Below are 17,698 nucleotides of genomic sequence, written 5' to 3' on the forward strand. Positions count from 1 at the left end.
ATTTGATATTATATCGAATAACCGGATCTGATATTTACCTATTCCGAGGCGATTCGGACACAATTACTCCAACCGAGTCCACGCAAGCGTGGACTTGTGCTATTAGCCTTGAAATTCATTTCAAGGCGGGCTTTAAATTGACCGATCGCTCCGAACTGCTCTGGCGGTTGCTATACTTAAAATTACAGACAAGGTTCCACCTCAAAACCCCGGTTATTTTCAACCCGAACCGTCGAACAGGAATATTTGATATTGCCCCCATTTCCGATATTGCCACGAATCAGATTATTGCCGCCCCCGGAACTGCCTCTGGCGATGATACTTCCCCCAACTTCGTTATTGATAATTTTAACATCATTCATCGCGAAGGGCGCGTTATTCGTGTCCGCCTGCACGAAAATATTAGACCCGTTAATTTGATTATTTTCAATCAATACATTCTCGATATCTCTCGTTTTATATAACCCGATGTAAGCGTTGCCAGAATTATTCGTAATTGTCGCGCCGTTAACCGTCGTCCCCCCGCAGCATTCTTGAATTAAAATGCCCTCCCCATCCACGCTCATATATCCCGTTTCTCCAACTGTATGGCGGTAAACCTGATAATCATTTCCGTCCACAATAACATTCCATCCGGACCAGTCAATGCCGCGATTTTCCAAGGTGACGGCCCCCGTCGCTTCCCGCTTCCCCGTGGGGTCGAGCCACCACTGTTTGTTGGCTTCGTCTCGAATTTGATTATTTTGAATAATCAAGCCCTCTCCGGCTGCATGAATTGCCACTCGCATGGTATGATAAACCCAGTTGTCGCGGATGACAATTCCCTTCCGAAATAACCCCGGTTCGGTGTCAGGAGTCGCCGCCCCCTTGAACCCCCCGTCTTTGCTGCCGCGATTGACGACGATGCCGTAATGGTTGCCGTAGTGGAAGACCGCTTTTTTGCCGTCTTCGTAGGTCAAAATCGATTTTTTATCTCTGGATAGGAGTTTGTATCCGGGCTGTTCGTAATTGTCGGTAATATTGTCATTGATGCGGTTGTTGGCGACCAGAATATTTTGTCGGGCCGTGACTCCGATATTGGTGGAAAAACGATAACTGTAACGTTGCCACGGTTCCTGAAAGGATAAATCCGGAATGTTGGGATCGGGGGCGGCGACGTTATTGCTGCGATCGCCGAAAATGATCACATTTTCCGCCCGGGTTTCATCGATATCCGACTTCAACGCGATCGCCCCCCGGTTGATATCGAGATTGACGATACCGATAGTCTTGTTTCCCGTCTCGGAGGCCGGTAAAATCTTCTTGAATGCAGTATCATTGGGCGTGCCACTTCCCGACAACTGCGGTTCGTATTTGGGGAAGGTCAGCTTCGACGGGGGGGAATAAAGGTCGGATTTTGCATCCGTTATCGGGGGGTCTTCGCCCCGGATGACGATGCCATCTTCCAGGCGGATATCCTCCGTAAAATTATAGGTTCCGGCGGGGAAGTAAATCACGCCGCCGCCATTTTTGACCGCCGCGTTTTGGGCTTGATCAAAGCGATCGCCCGCCGCACCCGAAAAATCGTTAATATTGTAGACGCAGTTCCAGCGAATCTCCCGAGTCCAGGGGTAGGCACTTTCCCCGTAAAAAGAGGCGATCGCATTATCTTTCGGGCCCCCGCTGTGGCTGCCGCAATTTCCCGCCAAACCCGAGCTTTGGGGCGCGATCGCGGTATCTCGACCCGACGGGACGGCGACCCCCCCCGGGTCGGAATCGGCCGTCATCATTGCACTCAAAGAATATCCCACCACCGCCAATCCCACCGCCGCGATCGCCCCGCACAACCCGAGCAAAAACCGCCGCCACTGTTGGGAAATCCGCCGTCGCCTGTTCATACAATTCCCGTCCGATATCCGAATCACTGTTCTCCATTCTACAAAAATGCATCCCAGAAAATATTTGCCCAGTTTGTGTCCGGTTTTTAACCTTCCCTGTTAGCATGGGAATCAACAAAAAATCTCAATCATTGCCCCCGACAGAGTTTAAGATTCAGACTCCTTAAATGATCGCACGCACCACCACCCCACCCACCCCTTCCCCCCAGACTCCGGGTTTGTCTTGGCGACGAACCCTCCTCGCCCTCGGCTGTCTGTTGGGGCTAATGTCAACCCCGGCGGACGCCCAGGAAGAAGTCAACCCCACCCTGGAAGTGGGAGTCGTCCAGCAATTCGGCAAAACCCCCGCCGACACCCTGATCCTGAAAGCCAAACCGGGGGACCACCTCACCCTCCGCTTTCCCTCTCCCGAGGGGGAAAAAGTCCTCCACACCCTCAGCGTCATCCTCAAAACCGGGATGCAACCCCTGCCGGAACCCGCCGTCGAGGAACGCCTGATCCTCAGCAGCCATCGCAGCTACGAAACCGCCGAACAGCAAGCCACCAAATGGCGGGAAATGGGGATCGAAGTGGAGCTGGCCCAGCCCGATCTGTGGGAGGTATGGGCCGATCGCGACATCTACGAAACCCCCGTCGTGCGACGGTGGTTGCTCGCCAGTCTCCAGGCCCAGGGCTACCAACCCTACCTGAGTACCCGCGTCCTCAAACAGCAACCCATCCCCTACTGGGTGCTCGGCGGCTACCGCTACAACCGCCAGGAACTCGAAATCGAGGCCACCCAAAATGTGATCCAAGTCGCCCGCAAAAAAGACGACCCCGACGCCCTCCTGTACGGGGGGAGTTTGGAACTGCAACCCGACGCCTACGGGACCTATACCCTCATCAACCACGTCCCCCTGGAAACCTACCTGCGGGGGGTCGTCCCCCACGAAATGGGGGCTTGGCCGCCGGACGCCTCCATTGAGGCCCAGGCGATCATGTCCCGCACCTACGCCCTGCGAAATTTGCGTCGGTTCGAGGCGGACGGTTATCAAATTTGTGCCAATACCGATTGTCAGGTGTACAAGGGGTTGACGGAAGTGTACCCCTCCACCGATCGCGCCGTCGCCAATACCCGGGGGCTCGTACTCACCTACGAGGGAGAATTGGCGGATACAGTCTATTTTTCATCGAGCGGCGGCATCACCGCCAACTTTCACGACGTCTGGGACGGGCCGGAACAGCCCTATCTGAAGTCGGTGATCGATTCGACTCAGAACGTCTGGAATTTGCAAGCCTACAGCTTGGCGGACGAGAAAAACTTCCGGCGGTTCATGGGCCTGCAAAAGGGCTTCAACGAAGAGGGGTGGAATGATTTTCGCTGGCGGTATTCGACGGATATCAAGGCGATGACCGCCCACCTGAAATATTACCTCAACCGCAAAAACAGCCCCCAGGCCGATTTCAAAACCATCAAACAGGTGAAGGTGACGGAGCGATCGCCCTCGGGCCGGGTGTTGAAAATGCAGGTCATCACCGATCGCGACATCATCGAAATTCAAAAAGACGAGGTGCAGAGCGCCTTCTGGCCCCCGATCAGCACCCTATTCTACATCGATCCCATCTACGGTGCCGACAAGACCCTCAAGGGGTACATCTTCGTGGGCGGGGGATTCGGTCACGGGGTGGGGTTGAGCCAGATCGGGTCCCACAAACTCGCCGAATTGGGCTGGTCCAGCGATCGCATCCTCGAGTTCTACTTTTCCGGGACGCAACTGCAATCCCTCAACGAGACTTTGATCGGTTGGCGGACATCCCCTTGACGGACTCCCTCCCGCCGGATTGGGGGAAGGGGAACCCACGAAGTCTCGCACGCCGGTTCTCCCTTCCCCCAATCTAGGTTCGTCCCTTAGTAGAGATCTTCTTCTTTGTGGGTTTCGATGGTGCAGTCGGAAGTGGGGTAAGCCACACAGGTCAGGACGTACCCGCCTTCAACCTGACCGTCATCCAAGAAAGACTGATCGGACTGGTCGATGCTGCCGCTGACCAGCTTACCGGCACAGGTCGAGCAGGAGCCGGCGCGACAGGAGAAAGGCAGGTCGAGGCCCTGCTCTTCAGCCGCATCGAGGATGTAAGTGTCTTCATCACAGTCGATGGTGGTATTGATACCTTCGCTTTCGCTAATCAGAGTAACTTTGTAAGTGGCCATTGAGCGATGCTCCTCTCTAGAATTCTCAAACAATAGATCAGAAAAACCGATACAAGTGACGGGGGGGTATTGACCTTGAACCCGGCACCCTTTGGTTTTCTTCTTTTTCCGATATTAATGGAAAAAATCGATGTTTTGACATTTCCCGCTCAAAACAGACGGGGATTTGGGCTTCGTCGGGAGCCGCAGTTTGACGACTTCCGGGGCGTAGCCCAGCCCGACGCAAGCGTTCACGGTCTGCCCGACCGCGAGGGGTGTTTTTTGAGATTTGCGCTTTCACGCTATGGGCAGCTTACCACAAATTCGCCCTCAAGGCGCGAGGTTTCAGACACAGTTTTCGATACTTTTTTGAAATTACATTATGATGGCTTATACCAATTCTTTGTGATGTCGGAATTGAGATCAAATCGGCGATCGCATCCCCCCGCCCAATCCGCCGTTGCGGCCCGGTTCAATGGGCGGAAAGCGATCGAGATAACCGGCCACAATTTTGGGGAAATTGAAAGCATATCGAAAGCCGGGGCGACTCGTTCCGGATGTCGGATATTTCGCCCATGGGACTGGGCTTTTTATTTCCTTTTTGCTTTCTTTTTTCAATTGATACGAAATGAAGCCCCCGCAGCAATGATGGCGGCTGGGGGATTCAAATCACAACATTCAGAAAATGAGTTGGAGACCGTCCCTTAGTAGAGGTCTTCTTCTTTATGGGTTTCGATGGTGCAGTCGGAAGTGGGGTAAGCAATACAGGTCAGGACGTACCCGGCATCAACCTGAGCTTCATCCAAGAAAGACTGTTCGTCCTGGTCCACGGAGCCGCTGACCAGCTTGCCGGCACAGGTCGAGCAGGAGCCGGCGCGACAGGAGTAAGGCAGATCGATCCCCTGCTCTTCAGCCGCATCGAGGATGTAGGTTTCTTCATCGCAGTCGATGGTGGTGTTGATGCCTTCGCTTTCGTTAATCAGAGTGACTTTGTAAGTGGCCATTGAGCGCTCCTCTCTAGAATCCTCGCAAATTGATAAGAAAATATTATGGGAATATGAAGGGGATATTAGCCCCGATACCTACCCGTTCAGTTTTCTTCGCTTTCTGATATTAAAGGAAAAAATCGAGGTTGTAAAACCTACGAGGCTCACATTTTGAACGGTTTTCATTATAAATTTTTCTGATTACATCCTGATTACTTATACCTGGTGTCGGGTCTCCAGGTACTCTAAACGGTTGGGGGATTGCGAGTGCGGGGGATGCCGATCGCCCGCCTCGGAGTCCGATCCCGAATGCCCCATCCATATCTCTGACTCGATTTTGTAGATGACTCCCATACCTTCTTCCGATCGCACTTCCGCCTCCGTTCCCGTCCGCGTCGGCCTGGTGGGAACCGGCTACGTCGCCAAGACCCGCGCCCAAACCTTTCGCTCCGACCGGCGATCGCAATTGGTCGCCGTCACCGGCCACACCCCGGAAACCACAAAAGCCTTCTGCCAGGAGTTTGAAGCCTCATTCGTCCCCGGCTGGCCGGAACTCGTGGCCCGGGACGACCTAGATCTGATCGTCATCAGCACCATCAATTCCGACCACGGGGCGATCGTGCGCTCGGCCCTCGAACGCGACAAAAACGTTGTCGTCGAATATCCCCTCAGCCTCGACCCGGAAGAAGCCCGGGAGTGCGTCGCCCTAGCCAAACGCCGGGGCAAGCTCCTCCACGTCGAACATCTGGAACTGCTCGGGGGGCTGCACAACGCCATCAAAGACTCCCTCGCCGCCATCGCGCCCGTCTTTTACGCCCGCTACAGCACCATCAACCCCCAGCGCCCCGCCCCCGATCGCTGGACCTACCGCCATTCCCTGTTCGGCTATCCCTTTGCCGGCGCCTTGTCCCGCCTGCATCGGTTCACCGACCTCTTCGGCCCGGTGGCCTCCGTCACCGCCCGCAGTCAGTTTTGGAACGCAGACGGCGATCGCTTCCGATCCTGTCTGTGCAACGCCCAGTTGACGTTTACCTGCGGCACCGTCGGCGAGGCGGTGTACGGAAAAGGTGAAACCTTCTGGGACTCCGAAAATTGCTTCACCCTCTACGGGGAAAACGGAACCCTGATTTTTACCCCCACAGGTGGGCAACTATTGCGAGGAGATGCACCCCAACCCCTGGAAGTCGGCAGTCGTCGCGGGTTATTTGCCCGGGACACCCAGATGGTCCTCGATCGCCTGGTGGAGGGAACCCCCCTCTACGTTTCTCCGGAAGCGAGTCTCTATACCCTTACGGTGGCAGATGCGGCGAGGCGGTCGGCGGAAATCGGTCGCACCGTGATGGTGGAGAATTAGGAGATCAACTGCAGGCGAACTTGATCGCATTCACAACCAGGGAAACCTTCGGAATGATGGCGAGGGTGTCGGCGAATGTGTCGTAATGTTCCACCAACAGGATATTGGCACTGGCGCGAACTTGGGCGAGGAGGTACAGGAACGAGAAAAACGGCAACTTCATCGGTGGCATCATGGCAAAATCGTCTGAACTGTTGAGGTGTATGTTTTCAGACTATTCCCCACCCAATGGGGGGCGATCGGGAATTATGCCACTGTTTCGATTGTGGGATTTTCGATGCCGAATCTTGAAAAGAGACTCGCCCGGAACTGCCTCAACTTCGGCGCGATCGCGATCGCCCCGGCGCCAGTTTGCCAATTGTCACCCCGCCTCCGCCGAACTCAAAATACCCCCTTCTGAAAGAGGGCACTCAGTCCGGGCGATCGAAATCTTAAATTAAATTGATCGATAAAACGCGAGATTGACCCGCTTCCAAACTGGCCGGCATTTCGACGGAACTCCGGCCCAGGGCCGCGGCGGGGTCAGCCAGGTTGCAGGCGTAGGTGTTCTCGCCGTCTACCGAACTCAAGAAATCGCAGGTTTGGCTGGGGTCGGCATCCTGCCAAGTGCATTGGAGAGCCTCATAGTAGGCATCTTGATTCTTCGCCTTGACGCACTCGGCCCAAGCCGCCGGATTCATGCCAGAAGCCGCACATTGAATGCTCAGACCCAACCCGATGGATTGGATGGCGCAGTCGGCATTGACTCGACAGCCCTGCCAAGCAATCACCCCCCAGCCATTTTCATTGCCGGTCTGCTTGTCTCCGCTGAACAGGCCGTCCATTTGATTCGGGTCGTCGAGCAGGTCTGTCGCGGTAATTCCCAACACGTCCGCCACATCTTCGACCAAATCGGTTTGCTGCTCGTCCAAGGTTTCCCCGTTGAAGATCAGTTCTTCGTCCGGTTCCGGCGCGGGCATCGCCCAGGGGGGGAAGGCGGCGGCGGGAGAGACACCGCCCCCCAGGACTAGGAGAGAGACGCCGGTGAGAGTTGTCAGTATTTTTTTCATAGTCGCGAAAGTCCGGTGTGATAGGGACAAAATCTAACAGTTTTCGGCGGCGATCGCGGGCGCAAAAAGCCCAAATTTTGGTGGGGTTTTCCGAGCGGATGCCGACTTTATTCTTCGTCAATCTTAACGGTTTGGGATTGCAGATGTCAACAGTTTTATCGTAAAATGAATTTTACAAATATCGGAAAAATGTAAATCTTTGATGTGTTTTATTTGATACTTTAAGTGAAGGCAAATCTCCGCAATTTCCCGGACGATTCCCCGGGGAGCGACCGCGACAAGCGGGGCGGGCAATCTCCGACGGAAAAGGGTCGGGAGTCGATCTCATCTCAATCCGACTTGAAACTCGACTCCGGATAGAATGGGGTCATCTCAGTCAAAACACACAACGCGATTGGTTATGAAAGGAACATCCCAGAGCAAAATTCCTTCTCAGGCCGCCGGATTTCTGAAGCTGGCCGGGGTGATTTTATTCTTTTTTGCCCTGATCAACTACATTTTACTCTTCGTGCCGCCCAACTTCGGCGATGTCAGATGGCAGCTCAACTTCACGACTCAGATGGTAGAACAGGGCGTGATTCCCATCTTGGCGATCGCCCTGATGTTCTGCGCCTACGGGTTGGAGGAAGTGGCCGGAGTCGGGCCGGAGAAGCCGAAAGTCGGGTTCAACGACCTGAAATTTTGGGTCTACCTGATTTCCGGCTTTCTGGGTGTCATCTACCTGTTGCTGATCCCCCTCCACGTCAGCACGGCGATCGCGGCCAGCAACCAGACCATCGAGAAAATCAACGAGGACGCCGCGACCGCCCAGGCCCAGTTGGCGGAACGGCTCGAACAGCAGCAAAATCAGATGGCAACCCTGCTTCAAAATAGCCGGCGGTTGGAAGACTACGTTCGAGAGCAGCAACTCACCGAAGATCAACTCACCCGCCTCGAACAGTTCCGAGAAAACCCCAAAGCCCTGGAACTGCAAACCGACGCGATCGGGGAACAGCTCAAACAAGAAATCGAGGACCGGCGCCTGAAAGCGGAACAGCGCTCCAAACTCGGCACCTTCAAGTCCGGCGTGCGGGTGGGTTTGGGCAGTTTGCTCCTGGCCAGTTGCTACGTCACCATCGGCTGGAGCGGTTTGAGAAACAAACCCAGCCGCAAAAAGGGCGTTCGGGGAAAAAATTAATTGATCATTGACAATTGTCAATTTTTAGGATCGGACTTCCACTTTCAGCGCCGACTCGACCCGTTTCAACTCCACCTCCACCCGATCGTAAATCCCCCGCGCCTCCGTTTCAGGGATCGGGGTTCCGGCATCTACACCCCGGCGGCCGATCATTTCCAGTTTCAGACACAACTCCGACAACCCGAAGGCGCCCAAGGTGCCGCTGATGGATTTGAGGGAGTGAGCCGCCTGTTTGAGGGCCGCGGCGTCAGCCTGTTTGAGAGCCACGTCGATCGCCCGCAACAGTTCGGGGGCGCTTTCGAGGTACATTTCCACCACCTCTTCGAGGGCCTCGATGTCCCGCAACCCTTCGACGACGCCCGGGTCGAGAACGGGGCAGGATTTGCCATTGTCGTCGCCGTCTTTGGGAGCCGCGGCCGCGCCCAAATCCAGATCGGAAACGACGGGCCGACATTTTCCGAGCACCTTCACCAACCGCTCCATGCGGATGGGCTTGCTGATGTAGTCGTCCATCCCCGCCTCCATGCACTCGGCGCGATCGCTCTCCATGGCGTTAGCCGTCACCGCGATGATGCGCGGACGTCGGGCGCGAGCCTTCTCACTGTCGCCGTAGCGTTTTTGAATCTGCCGCGCCGCCTCCAACCCGTCCATGATCGGCATCTGCATATCCATCAAAATCACGTCGTAGGGCTGTCGTTGCAGGGCTTCGAGTACCTCCAGACCGTTCCCCGCCACGTCCGCCCGGTAGCCCATCCGCCGCAAAATTTGCAGGGCCACCTTCTGGTTGACCAGGTGGTCCTCGGCCAGCAAGATCCGCAGGGGCAGTTGTTCGGCCAGCAGGGGGATGTCCTGGGGCGATCGCATCGGAGACCCGCTCCACTGGTTCATCTTCAACGGTTCCCCGCACAAGACATTCACTAGGATATTGTAGAGCGGCGACTGCTTGATGGGCTTGCTCAAAAATGCGACGAACTCCCCGAACTCGGAGCGGTTCAAATTTTGTCGCCCCACCGACGTCAGCATCACCAGGGGCAACTTTCGGCCAGCCGGCGACCGGCGGATCTCCCGGACGACATCCGACCCGTCCCCGCCGTCGGCCGGCACTTCCACGATCGCCGCGTCGAACTCTGTGCCCGCCCCCAGCCACTCCAGCGCCCGGGTCGGAGTTTCGGCCGCCTCCACCGCCAAACCCCAAGCCCGGACATTGGCGGTCAAAATTTGGCCGCTGGTGGGGTGGGTACACAGGAGCAACAACCGCTTGCCCGTCAGTTCCGAAGTGTGACTCCACTCCGGCAACACGTTCAGACTCGACTCGACGACGATGGAGAAATAAAACGTAGACCCCACCGACGGGTAGCCCGCAAACTCCCAACCTTCGGGGGGGTCGCCACCGATCGCATTGTGGCTCGTCACCCACATCCGGCCCCCCATCATCTCCGCCAACCGCTTGCTAATCGCCAGACCCAACCCCGTCCCCCCGTACTGGCGGTTGGTGGAGGCATCCACTTGGCTGAAGGACTTGAACAGGCGACCCATGCCCTCCGGCGGGATGCCGATGCCCGTATCCTTCACCGACAACTGAATTTCGTAGCGTTCCGGGGACAGGGGAGTCGCCTTGGCGGACACCAACACATCGCCGGAGGCCGTAAACTTGACGGCATTGCTGAGTAAGTTCACCAAAATTTGCCGGACTCGCGCCATGTCTCCCACCACCTGGTGGGGGGTGGAGGGGTCGATCAGGTAGCCCAACTCCAGATTTTTGCCGGCCGCCTTCGTGACCAGCAAATCGATGGATTCTTCGACGCAGGTCCGCAGGCTGAAGGGGAAGGTTTCGAGATCCAACTTCCCGGACTCGATTTTGGAAAAATCCAAAATATCGTTGATTAGGGACAGGAGGGCATCGCTGCTGCTGCGGATGGTTTCGACGAAATCCTGTTGGATGGGACTCAGCGACGTGTCCAGCAGCAGGCCCGTCATCCCGATCACCGCGTTCATGGGGGTGCGGATCTCGTGGCTCATGGTCGCCAAAAATTCGCTCTTTGCGCGGGTGGCGGCTAGGGCTTCGTCCCGGGCCTGGCCGAGATCCCGAGCCGTCTGCTGCCGTTCCAACTCCGTGCCCACCCACTGGGCCATCAGCTTAATCAGCTCGCGATCGACGGCCCGAAACGGTTCGCTCAGGGGGTGGCGGCTCCAAAAACACAAGGTCCCGTAGGTGGCGCCGTCCACTTGCACGGGGATGCCCATGTAGGCTTCGACCTCGAACCCGCCATCTTCTCCGGCCCCGCTCGGGAGTCCCGATACCAACACCGACTCGAAAATCAGCGGTTTTCCCGCCCGCGCCGTCGCCAGACAAAAGGCATTGTCATTGAGCTGGAACACTTGTCCTTGTCGGATGGAATCATCGGGGGTGACGACCGCCTGAATTTCCGATTCCGGGTTGGGGGCGTCGAGGTTTTGAATGCGGGCCAGCAGCCCCACTTCCAGGCCGAATTTTTGACACCCCAATTCCAGAATTTGTTGGAGTTGCTCGGCCCACTCCACATTCCGGGCCGAGGTGATTTGGTAGAGGGAGCGGATGGAGGCTTCGCTTTCTTGCAGTTCCTGTTCCCGCTGCTTGCGATCGCTGATGTCCCGGGACACGCCGAGAATTTCTTGGACGGCACCGGTGTCGGGGTCGTAGATGGCGCGGCTGGTGGTTTCAAACCAGATGTATTCCCCGTTTTTGTGGCGGATGCGGTAGGTGAGGGTGTAGGAGACGTTTTGAGTGAGGACGATGTCGTAGGTATTGGCGAGGGCTTCGGTGTCGTCGGGGTGGAGGAATTGGCTGGGGTGGCGTCCGATCAACTCTTCCGGTTCGTATCCGAGTAGGGTGTAGCAGGCGGGGGAGGCGTAGCGGATCGTCCCCCGGCGTGCGTGGCGGGTAATTAAATCCGTGGAGTGTTCGGCCATCAGCCGGTAACGTTCCTCGCTATCCCGGCTCTGCACGTTGGCCCGTTCCAGGGCTTCGAGCATTTCGTTGATGGTCTTCCCCAGGTCGGAGAGTTCGTCTTCTCCCTCGGGGACGGCAACCCGCATGGACAGGTCGCGACTTTTGCCGATCTGATTGACGCGGTGGGTCAGGGCGAGGAGCCGGGTCAGGATCAATTTTTCAAAGACTAGCAAGGTGATACCACTCAGTAGGATGCCGACGATGAACAGGGAGACGGTGAGGTAAATCAGGGTGGTGCGGCCCTGGCGGTAGATGGGGCGATCGCCGGTGACTCGCAGGCGCAGGGCGGGTCGGTTGTAAATATCGAAGATGGGAGCATCTCCGACGATGGTGGAGGCGTTCAGGGGGGTGACGGCGAAGCCGGTCTCCGAGATCCATGGACTCCCGCCCGGGTCTCGCCGACTGATCGGGTCGATGTGCAGGGACAGTTGGGTGATCTCGGCGAGGCGCTCGATCTCTTTGGAGTCTAAATAGCGCCCGATCATCAGCGTCCCCCGACTCGGCCCGGCGGCGATGCTGGTGAGGATGGGGCGGGCCGAGAGCAACAGCGGACCGTCCGGCAACATCAAAATCCCCACCTTCGGACAGGGGGCGGCGTCTTCGCCGCCGGGGCACGGCGGGGTGGAGTCGGAAAAGAGCAGGCGGTCGGGTCGAATGTGGGGCAACAGACTCTCGGGAATGGGGACTTCTTCGCCGGCGTCGAGGTCGAATCCTTTGCCGAAGGCGATTTCGCCCCGGGCGTCGGCCAGCACGAAGAGGTTGAGTTTCAGGTCGATAAAGGTGGTGTTGACCAGGTTCGATCGCACATAGTGGCTGTCGTGTCGGTCGATGAAGGCGTAGGTGTCGTCCCATTTGGCGTGATCCTGGGCGATCGCGTCCAAGGTACTCAGGTCGTCCTCCAAGGCTTCCATCGCCCGCACCACGTCTTGATGCACCGATTCGGTTTCGAGGTTGTGGAAATTGTGGATCAGGATAAATGAGGCGGTGGTGTACAAAACCACGATCAGGCTGATGAGTGCTGCGCCGATGATTAGCAATGTCTTTTTGTGCAATTTCATGGCGGGAGTCCTTGAAGGCGGTGCTACGGGGCAACTGGCGTCAACAACAAAACAATATGCACCCAACGAGCTCGGGAAGATGTCTGATCTCCGATCTGGGCGGCTCCCGATCGAGACTCATCTGGATACTTCGATTTTGACATATTCCCCGCCCCCGAAAGACCGAAGGCCGTTTCCTTCTCTCGGATGCACAGGGAAGGTGCGGCGAATGGGGGGAGGGGGAGACGGGGAGGTGGGGAGGTGGGGAGGTGGGGAGGTGGGGAGAACTTTTCGGAGTCAAAAGGTATTTTTCACCCGCCGGCTTCAGCAATTGGACTGCCACCAAAGGGAGTTGAAATCCCCGCCGTCGCCCTCGCCGCCGCCAGAACCATTTCTCCGGTCGCGCCCGCGACCGGACGGTTTGAATCTTTTGGCGGACTTAACAGAGTGATAGGATTTTCGAGAACCCAAAGTCGGGCGATCGTGTCACAATACCTGTAAAGTGAAATCATTATGAGCTAGACATTGGGAGGTCACGAATGGTAGCCCTCACTGACCGAGTCAAACCGGGTCGGCTGACGGTGGAGGTGCGAGACATCACCGCAGACACCACGACGATCCGATCGCTCGATTGGGACCGCGATCGCTTCGACATCGAGTTCGGCTTGCAAAACGGCACGACCTACAACTCCTTCATCATTCGAGGGGAAAAAACCGCCCTGGTTGACACGTCCCACGCCAAGTTTCGCGACCTGTACCTCGACACCCTCAAGGGACTCATCGACCCGGCCGACATCGACTATCTCATCATCAGCCACACCGAACCCGACCACAGCGGTCTGGTCCGGGATCTCCTGGAACTAGCCCCTCAAGTGACGGTGGTGGGCGCAAAAATCGCCATTCAATTCCTCGAAAATCTGGTTCACGCCCCCTTCGATCGCATCCAGGTCAAAAACGGCGATACTCTAGACCTGGGCAACGGCCACGAACTGGAATTCGTCTCCGCCCCCAATTTGCACTGGCCCGACACGATTTTTACCTACGACCGCAAGACTCAAACCCTGTTCACCTGCGACGCCTTCGGGATGCACTACTGCTCGGACCTCACCTACGACGAGAACTTGTCGGAGATCGAGGCGGATTTCCGATTCTACTACGACTGTCTGATGGCACCCAACGCCCGCTCCGTCCTCGGCGCCATCAAGCGGATGAACAAACTCGGACCGGTCGCCACCATCGCCACGGGACACGGCCCCCTGCTGCGCCACAACGTGCAGGAACTCACCGGCCGCTACCAAAAGTGGAGCCAGGAACAGTCTAAAGCCGAAACCACCGCGGCGGTCTTTTACTATTCCGATTTCGGCTACAGCGACCGCCTCTCCCAGGCCATTGCCCACGGGATCACCAAGACCGGCGTCGCTGTGGAAATGATGGACATTCGGTCGGCTGACCCCCAGGAAATCCGGGAACTGGCCAGCATGGCAACGGGATTGGTCATCGGGATGCCTCCCGTCTCCGGGGAAGGGGCGGAGCAGGCCGAGGAAGCGATCGGCACCATTTTGGCCTCCACCAACAAAAAGCAGGCCTTCGGGCTGTTCGAGTCCGGCAGCGGCAACGACCTGTCCGTCTATCCCCTGGAAGTTAAATTCAAGGGCGCCGGCGTCAAACAGGCCTTTCCCTCCATCCGCATCGCGGAATCCCCCGGCGAGAACACCTACAAACTCTGCGACGAGGCGGGGACCGACATGGGACAGTGGCTGGGTCGGGACAAGGCCATCAAACAGATGAAAGCCCTCGACAGCGACCTGGACCGCGCCTTGGGCCGCATCAGCGGCGGACTCTACATCATCACCGCCACCAAAGGGGATGTCAGCAGCGCCATGTTGGCCTCCTGGGTGTCCCAGGCGAGTTTTGAACCCCTGGGGCTGACGATCGCAGTGGCTAAAGATCGGGCGATCGAGGCCCTGATGCAGGTGGGCGACACCTTCGTACTCAACGTCCTGGAGGAGAACAACTACCAGGCTTTGATGAAACATTTCCTGAAGCGGTTTCCGCCCGGTGCAGACCGCTTCGAGGGGGTGAAAACCCAAACCGCCAAAAACGCCAGTCCCATCCTCACCGACGCCCTCGCCTACATGGAATGCGAGGTAGCCTCTCGGATGGAGTTGAGCGACCACTGGCTTGTCTACGCAACGGTGCAAAGCGGACGGGTGAGCGACCCGGACGCCCTGCCGGCGGTTCACCACCGCAAGGTGGGCAACCACTATTAATTGATAATTGACAATTGAGAATGGACAATTGTTAATTGGATGTAGTGGGTTCTGAAACCGGGTTTCTATCTGAATGTTGGAGGTGAACTCGAGATCTTCTTGAGAAACCCGGTTGCTTGCCATTTCTCCCCCATCCCCTCCACTTCGGCTTCCCGACCCGTCGAATCAGAAACTCTACCATGTCTGCCCAACTACTTCAAGACCGGGATTACACGATCTTGATCGCCCGCAGTCACGCCAGCCGCGATCGCGCCCATCCGTGGTATCAAGAGTGGATAGAGGCCCAGACCGCCCTGATCGATTTGGCCAAACAGTGCCAGCAGTTCGACCCCGACGGGTTCACCATTTACGAAGTGTCGGGGATGATTCTCAAATATTCCCAGTCGGACGTGGCGACCTTTGCGAGGATTTTACTGGCAGCGAAAAGCCGACGGTCAGATCAAGAAAGGTGGGGAAATTATGGTCGCCGTGATCGATTATCAGGAGGCGGACACCGTAGAGGCGATCGCCAATTCAATTATCGAGGTGACGGAATCGTTGGAGAGTAACGAGGATCTCGGCATCAGTTTCATTCAAATTGGCGACGACGAATTCACGCGGAAATTTCTCACATCCCTGGACAACGATCTGCCACGGATGGGGGCAAAATTCGATATTGTCGATACCAAATATTGGCACGAGATCCCCCGCCAGTCCATCACTCAATTTTGGGTGGATGCCATCCACGATTGAATCGGAGAGCCGGCCTTGTCAAAAATCTGGAAATCTCGCCCGCTCCTCCCTTTTTAAGGGGAGCTTGAATGATAAAATTGCGCCATAGAAAACTTTGTTTACAATTTCACAATAAATCCAAACCATGTCTACTACTGTTACAAAAGCCCGGGACGTACAAGTATTTTTAATCGGAGAAGATACGAGAGTCGTGCGATCGCGGACTTGGGACCGGCTCAAATTCGAGGTCGAATATTCCCTGCAACGCGGCACGACGGCCAACAGCTATCTGCTCCAAGCAGAGCGGACGGCGATTATCGACCCGCCGGGGGAATCCTTCACCCAAAACTACCTCGACTGTCTCAAAGAACGCCTGGATTTGACCCAATTGAATTACGTGATCTTGGGTCACTTCAACGCCAACCGGGGCGCGACCATCAAAGCACTGCTCGAGATCGCCCCCCAAATTAAGTTCGTCTGCTCGAACCCGGCAACCCTGGCGCTGCGAGAATTTTTCCCGGAACAATCGTTAAATATTTTTACCATCAAAAACGAGGAAACGTTGGACCTCGGCAAGGGACACCAACTGCAATTCATCCCCGCCCCCACCCCCCGCTGGCCGGACGGGTTGTTGACCTACGACCCCCGCACCAACATCCTATTTAGCGACAAGTTTTTCGGCGCCCACGTCTGCGGCGACCAGGTGTTCGATGAAGGCTGGTCGGTTTATAGTGAAGACCGGCGGTTTTATTACGACTGCCTCCACGCCGCCCAGCCGAAAAAAGTGCTTTCAATTCTGGATAAAATCGCCGAATTGCCGCCCGTCCAATTCTACGCCACCGGACACGGCCCTATGGTGCGCTACGGGATGCACGAATTGACGAATTTGTACCGGGAATGGAGCGAAAATCAGAAATCCCGGGATTTCAATGTCGCCCTGCTGTACGCTTCCGCCTACGGAAATACGGCTGCCATCGCTAACGCCATCGCCCGGGGATTGACAAAATCCGGCGTCGCCGTGGAATCGATCAATTGCGAACACGCCAAGTCCACCGAAATTCAAGCCGCCGTCGAGAAGTGCGACGGATTTATCATCGGTTCCCCCACCCTCGGGGGACACGCCCCCACCCAAATTCAAACCGCTTTGGGGATCGTTTTAAATAGCACTTCGACGAGTAAATTGGCGGGGGTTTTCGGTTCCTTTGGATGGAGCGGTGAAGCGGTGGATTTGTTGGAAGATAAACTCAAAGATGCGGGGTACAAATTCGGATTTGAACCCATCCGCGTCAAGTTCAAACCCACGGATGTCACCCTGCAAACCTGTGAGGAAGCCGCGATCGATTTCGTCCAGGCCCTCCGCCGTGCCCAGAAGCTTCGCGTCCCCAAATCCAGCTCCCAATCCGCGAATGCCGATCGCACCGCCCAGGCTGTGGGGCGTCTGGTGGGGTCCCTGTGCGTGGTGTCCTGCGGCCGGGGAGAGGTGAAAAGCGGGATGTTGGCATCTTGGGTATCCCAGGCAACGTTTACGCCTCCCGGGCTGACGGTGGCCGTAGCCCGCGATCGCGCCATGGAATCGATGACCCACGTCGGCGATCGCTTCGTTTTGAATATTTTAGAAGAAGGAAAACAACTGCGGAAACACTTCATGAAACGGTTCGATCCCGGGGAGGACCGGTTCGCCAACTTGTCCACGACGGAAGCCTCGAACGGCTGTTTGATCCTCGACGACGCCCTAGCTTATCTGGAGTGCGAAGTCAAAAACCGGATGGAGTGCGGCGACCACTGGGTCATTTACGCCCAGGTGGAGAATGGAAATCTGCTCCACTCCGAAGGAATTACGGCGGTTCACTATCGGAAAACGGGAACGTATTATTAATGGGATTTTGACGGCCTCCCGCCCCCCTTGATTTTCCCCCGAACAGGGGCAACCGGAGGCAACGGTGAAGCGGAGGAGGCAGAGGGTACTGTGTCCCTCTTGTCTCCCCACACCCTACACCCGACTCCCTTTACAAAAGTAGCAACAACTTTAGGATTTTCTCTTAAAGGAGTTGGTAGAGGCACATTGACTATGCCTTTAAGAG

The 17,698-nt window shown here is 56.5% G+C and carries 15 protein-coding genes; 9 read left to right on the forward strand and 6 right to left on the reverse strand.

Features of this window, described 5'->3' with window-relative positions:
* Positions 1-182: 182 nt before the first annotated feature.
* The gene (locus LKE08_RS18445; RefSeq protein WP_324705718.1) at positions 183-1,877 is read right to left on the reverse strand and encodes a hypothetical protein; all 1,695 of its coding nucleotides are present in this window, start codon (positions 1,875-1,877) and stop codon (positions 183-185) included.
* 167 nt (positions 1,878-2,044) lie between these two features.
* On the opposite strand from LKE08_RS18445, the gene LKE08_RS18450 reads away from it, so the two are divergent.
* Positions 2,045-3,679 (forward strand): SpoIID/LytB domain-containing protein, encoded by a 1,635-nt coding sequence (locus tag LKE08_RS18450; RefSeq protein ID WP_324705719.1) that lies wholly within the window; start codon positions 2,045-2,047, stop codon positions 3,677-3,679.
* A gap of 86 nt (positions 3,680-3,765) precedes the next feature.
* Here the strand turns inward: LKE08_RS18450 and LKE08_RS18455 are convergent, their stop codons facing one another.
* Positions 3,766-4,065, reverse strand: coding sequence for a ferredoxin (locus LKE08_RS18455; protein ID WP_324705720.1), 300 nt, complete (start codon positions 4,063-4,065; stop codon positions 3,766-3,768).
* 75 nt (positions 4,066-4,140) lie between these two features.
* Here LKE08_RS18455 and LKE08_RS18460 point away from each other — a divergent pair, with 75 nt between their 5' ends.
* The gene (locus LKE08_RS18460) at positions 4,141-4,752 is read left to right on the forward strand and encodes a hypothetical protein (protein ID WP_324705721.1); all 612 of its coding nucleotides are present in this window, start codon (positions 4,141-4,143) and stop codon (positions 4,750-4,752) included.
* Here LKE08_RS18460 and LKE08_RS18465 read toward each other — a convergent pair.
* Positions 4,749-5,048, reverse strand: coding sequence for a ferredoxin (locus LKE08_RS18465; protein ID WP_324705722.1), 300 nt, complete (start codon positions 5,046-5,048; stop codon positions 4,749-4,751). The two genes, LKE08_RS18460 and LKE08_RS18465, sit on opposite strands and share 4 nt — an antisense overlap.
* A gap of 325 nt (positions 5,049-5,373) precedes the next feature.
* Between LKE08_RS18465 and LKE08_RS18470 the strand changes: the two genes are divergently transcribed.
* Positions 5,374-6,384 carry a Gfo/Idh/MocA family oxidoreductase gene (locus LKE08_RS18470; protein WP_324705723.1) on the forward strand — a complete coding sequence of 337 codons (1,011 nt, stop codon included), beginning with the start codon at positions 5,374-5,376 and terminating at the stop codon, positions 6,382-6,384.
* A 4-nt stretch (positions 6,385-6,388) separates the two neighbouring features.
* Here LKE08_RS18470 and LKE08_RS18475 read toward each other — a convergent pair whose 3' ends face one another.
* Entirely contained in the window at positions 6,389-6,559 is a 171-nt protein-coding gene (locus LKE08_RS18475) for a hypothetical protein (protein WP_324705724.1), read from the reverse strand.
* A 102-nt stretch (positions 6,560-6,661) separates the two neighbouring features.
* On the opposite strand from LKE08_RS18475, the gene LKE08_RS18480 reads away from it, so the two are divergent.
* Positions 6,662-6,784 (forward strand): hypothetical protein, encoded by a 123-nt coding sequence (locus tag LKE08_RS18480; RefSeq protein ID WP_324705725.1) that lies wholly within the window; start codon positions 6,662-6,664, stop codon positions 6,782-6,784.
* 31 nt (positions 6,785-6,815) lie between these two features.
* Here LKE08_RS18480 and LKE08_RS18485 read toward each other — a convergent pair whose 3' ends face one another.
* Positions 6,816-7,433 (reverse strand): hypothetical protein, encoded by a 618-nt coding sequence (locus tag LKE08_RS18485; protein WP_324705726.1) that lies wholly within the window; start codon positions 7,431-7,433, stop codon positions 6,816-6,818.
* 17 nt (positions 7,434-7,450) lie between these two features.
* On the opposite strand from LKE08_RS18485, the gene LKE08_RS18490 reads away from it, so the two are divergent.
* Entirely contained in the window at positions 7,451-7,597 is a 147-nt protein-coding gene (locus LKE08_RS18490) for a hypothetical protein (protein ID WP_324705727.1), read from the forward strand.
* A 236-nt stretch (positions 7,598-7,833) separates the two neighbouring features.
* Positions 7,834-8,610 (forward strand): HpsJ family protein, encoded by a 777-nt coding sequence (locus LKE08_RS18495; protein ID WP_324705728.1) that lies wholly within the window; start codon positions 7,834-7,836, stop codon positions 8,608-8,610.
* Between the two features lie 24 nt (positions 8,611-8,634).
* Here the strand turns inward: LKE08_RS18495 and LKE08_RS18500 are convergent, their stop codons facing one another.
* Positions 8,635-12,657 (reverse strand): CHASE4 domain-containing protein, encoded by a 4,023-nt coding sequence (locus LKE08_RS18500; RefSeq protein ID WP_324705729.1) that lies wholly within the window; start codon positions 12,655-12,657, stop codon positions 8,635-8,637.
* Between the two features lie 518 nt (positions 12,658-13,175).
* Here LKE08_RS18500 and LKE08_RS18505 point away from each other — a divergent pair.
* From LKE08_RS18505 to LKE08_RS18515, 3 genes are all read left to right on the forward strand, one after another.
* A complete protein-coding gene (locus LKE08_RS18505; RefSeq protein ID WP_324705730.1) occupies positions 13,176-14,906 on the forward strand; it encodes a diflavin flavoprotein in 1,731 nt (576 codons plus the stop codon).
* 399 nt (positions 14,907-15,305) lie between these two features.
* Positions 15,306-15,638, forward strand: a complete 333-nt coding sequence (locus LKE08_RS18510) for a hypothetical protein (RefSeq protein ID WP_324705731.1) — start codon at positions 15,306-15,308, stop codon at positions 15,636-15,638.
* 124 nt (positions 15,639-15,762) lie between these two features.
* Positions 15,763-17,493: a diflavin flavoprotein gene (locus tag LKE08_RS18515; protein WP_324705732.1), complete on the forward strand. Its 1,731-nt coding sequence runs from the start codon at positions 15,763-15,765 to the stop codon at positions 17,491-17,493.
* The last annotated feature ends 205 nt before the right edge of the window (positions 17,494-17,698 follow it).

The sequence above is a fragment of the Lyngbya sp. CCY1209 genome (assembly GCF_035615495.1).
GTDB lineage: Bacteria > Cyanobacteriota > Cyanobacteriia > Cyanobacteriales > Microcoleaceae > Limnospira.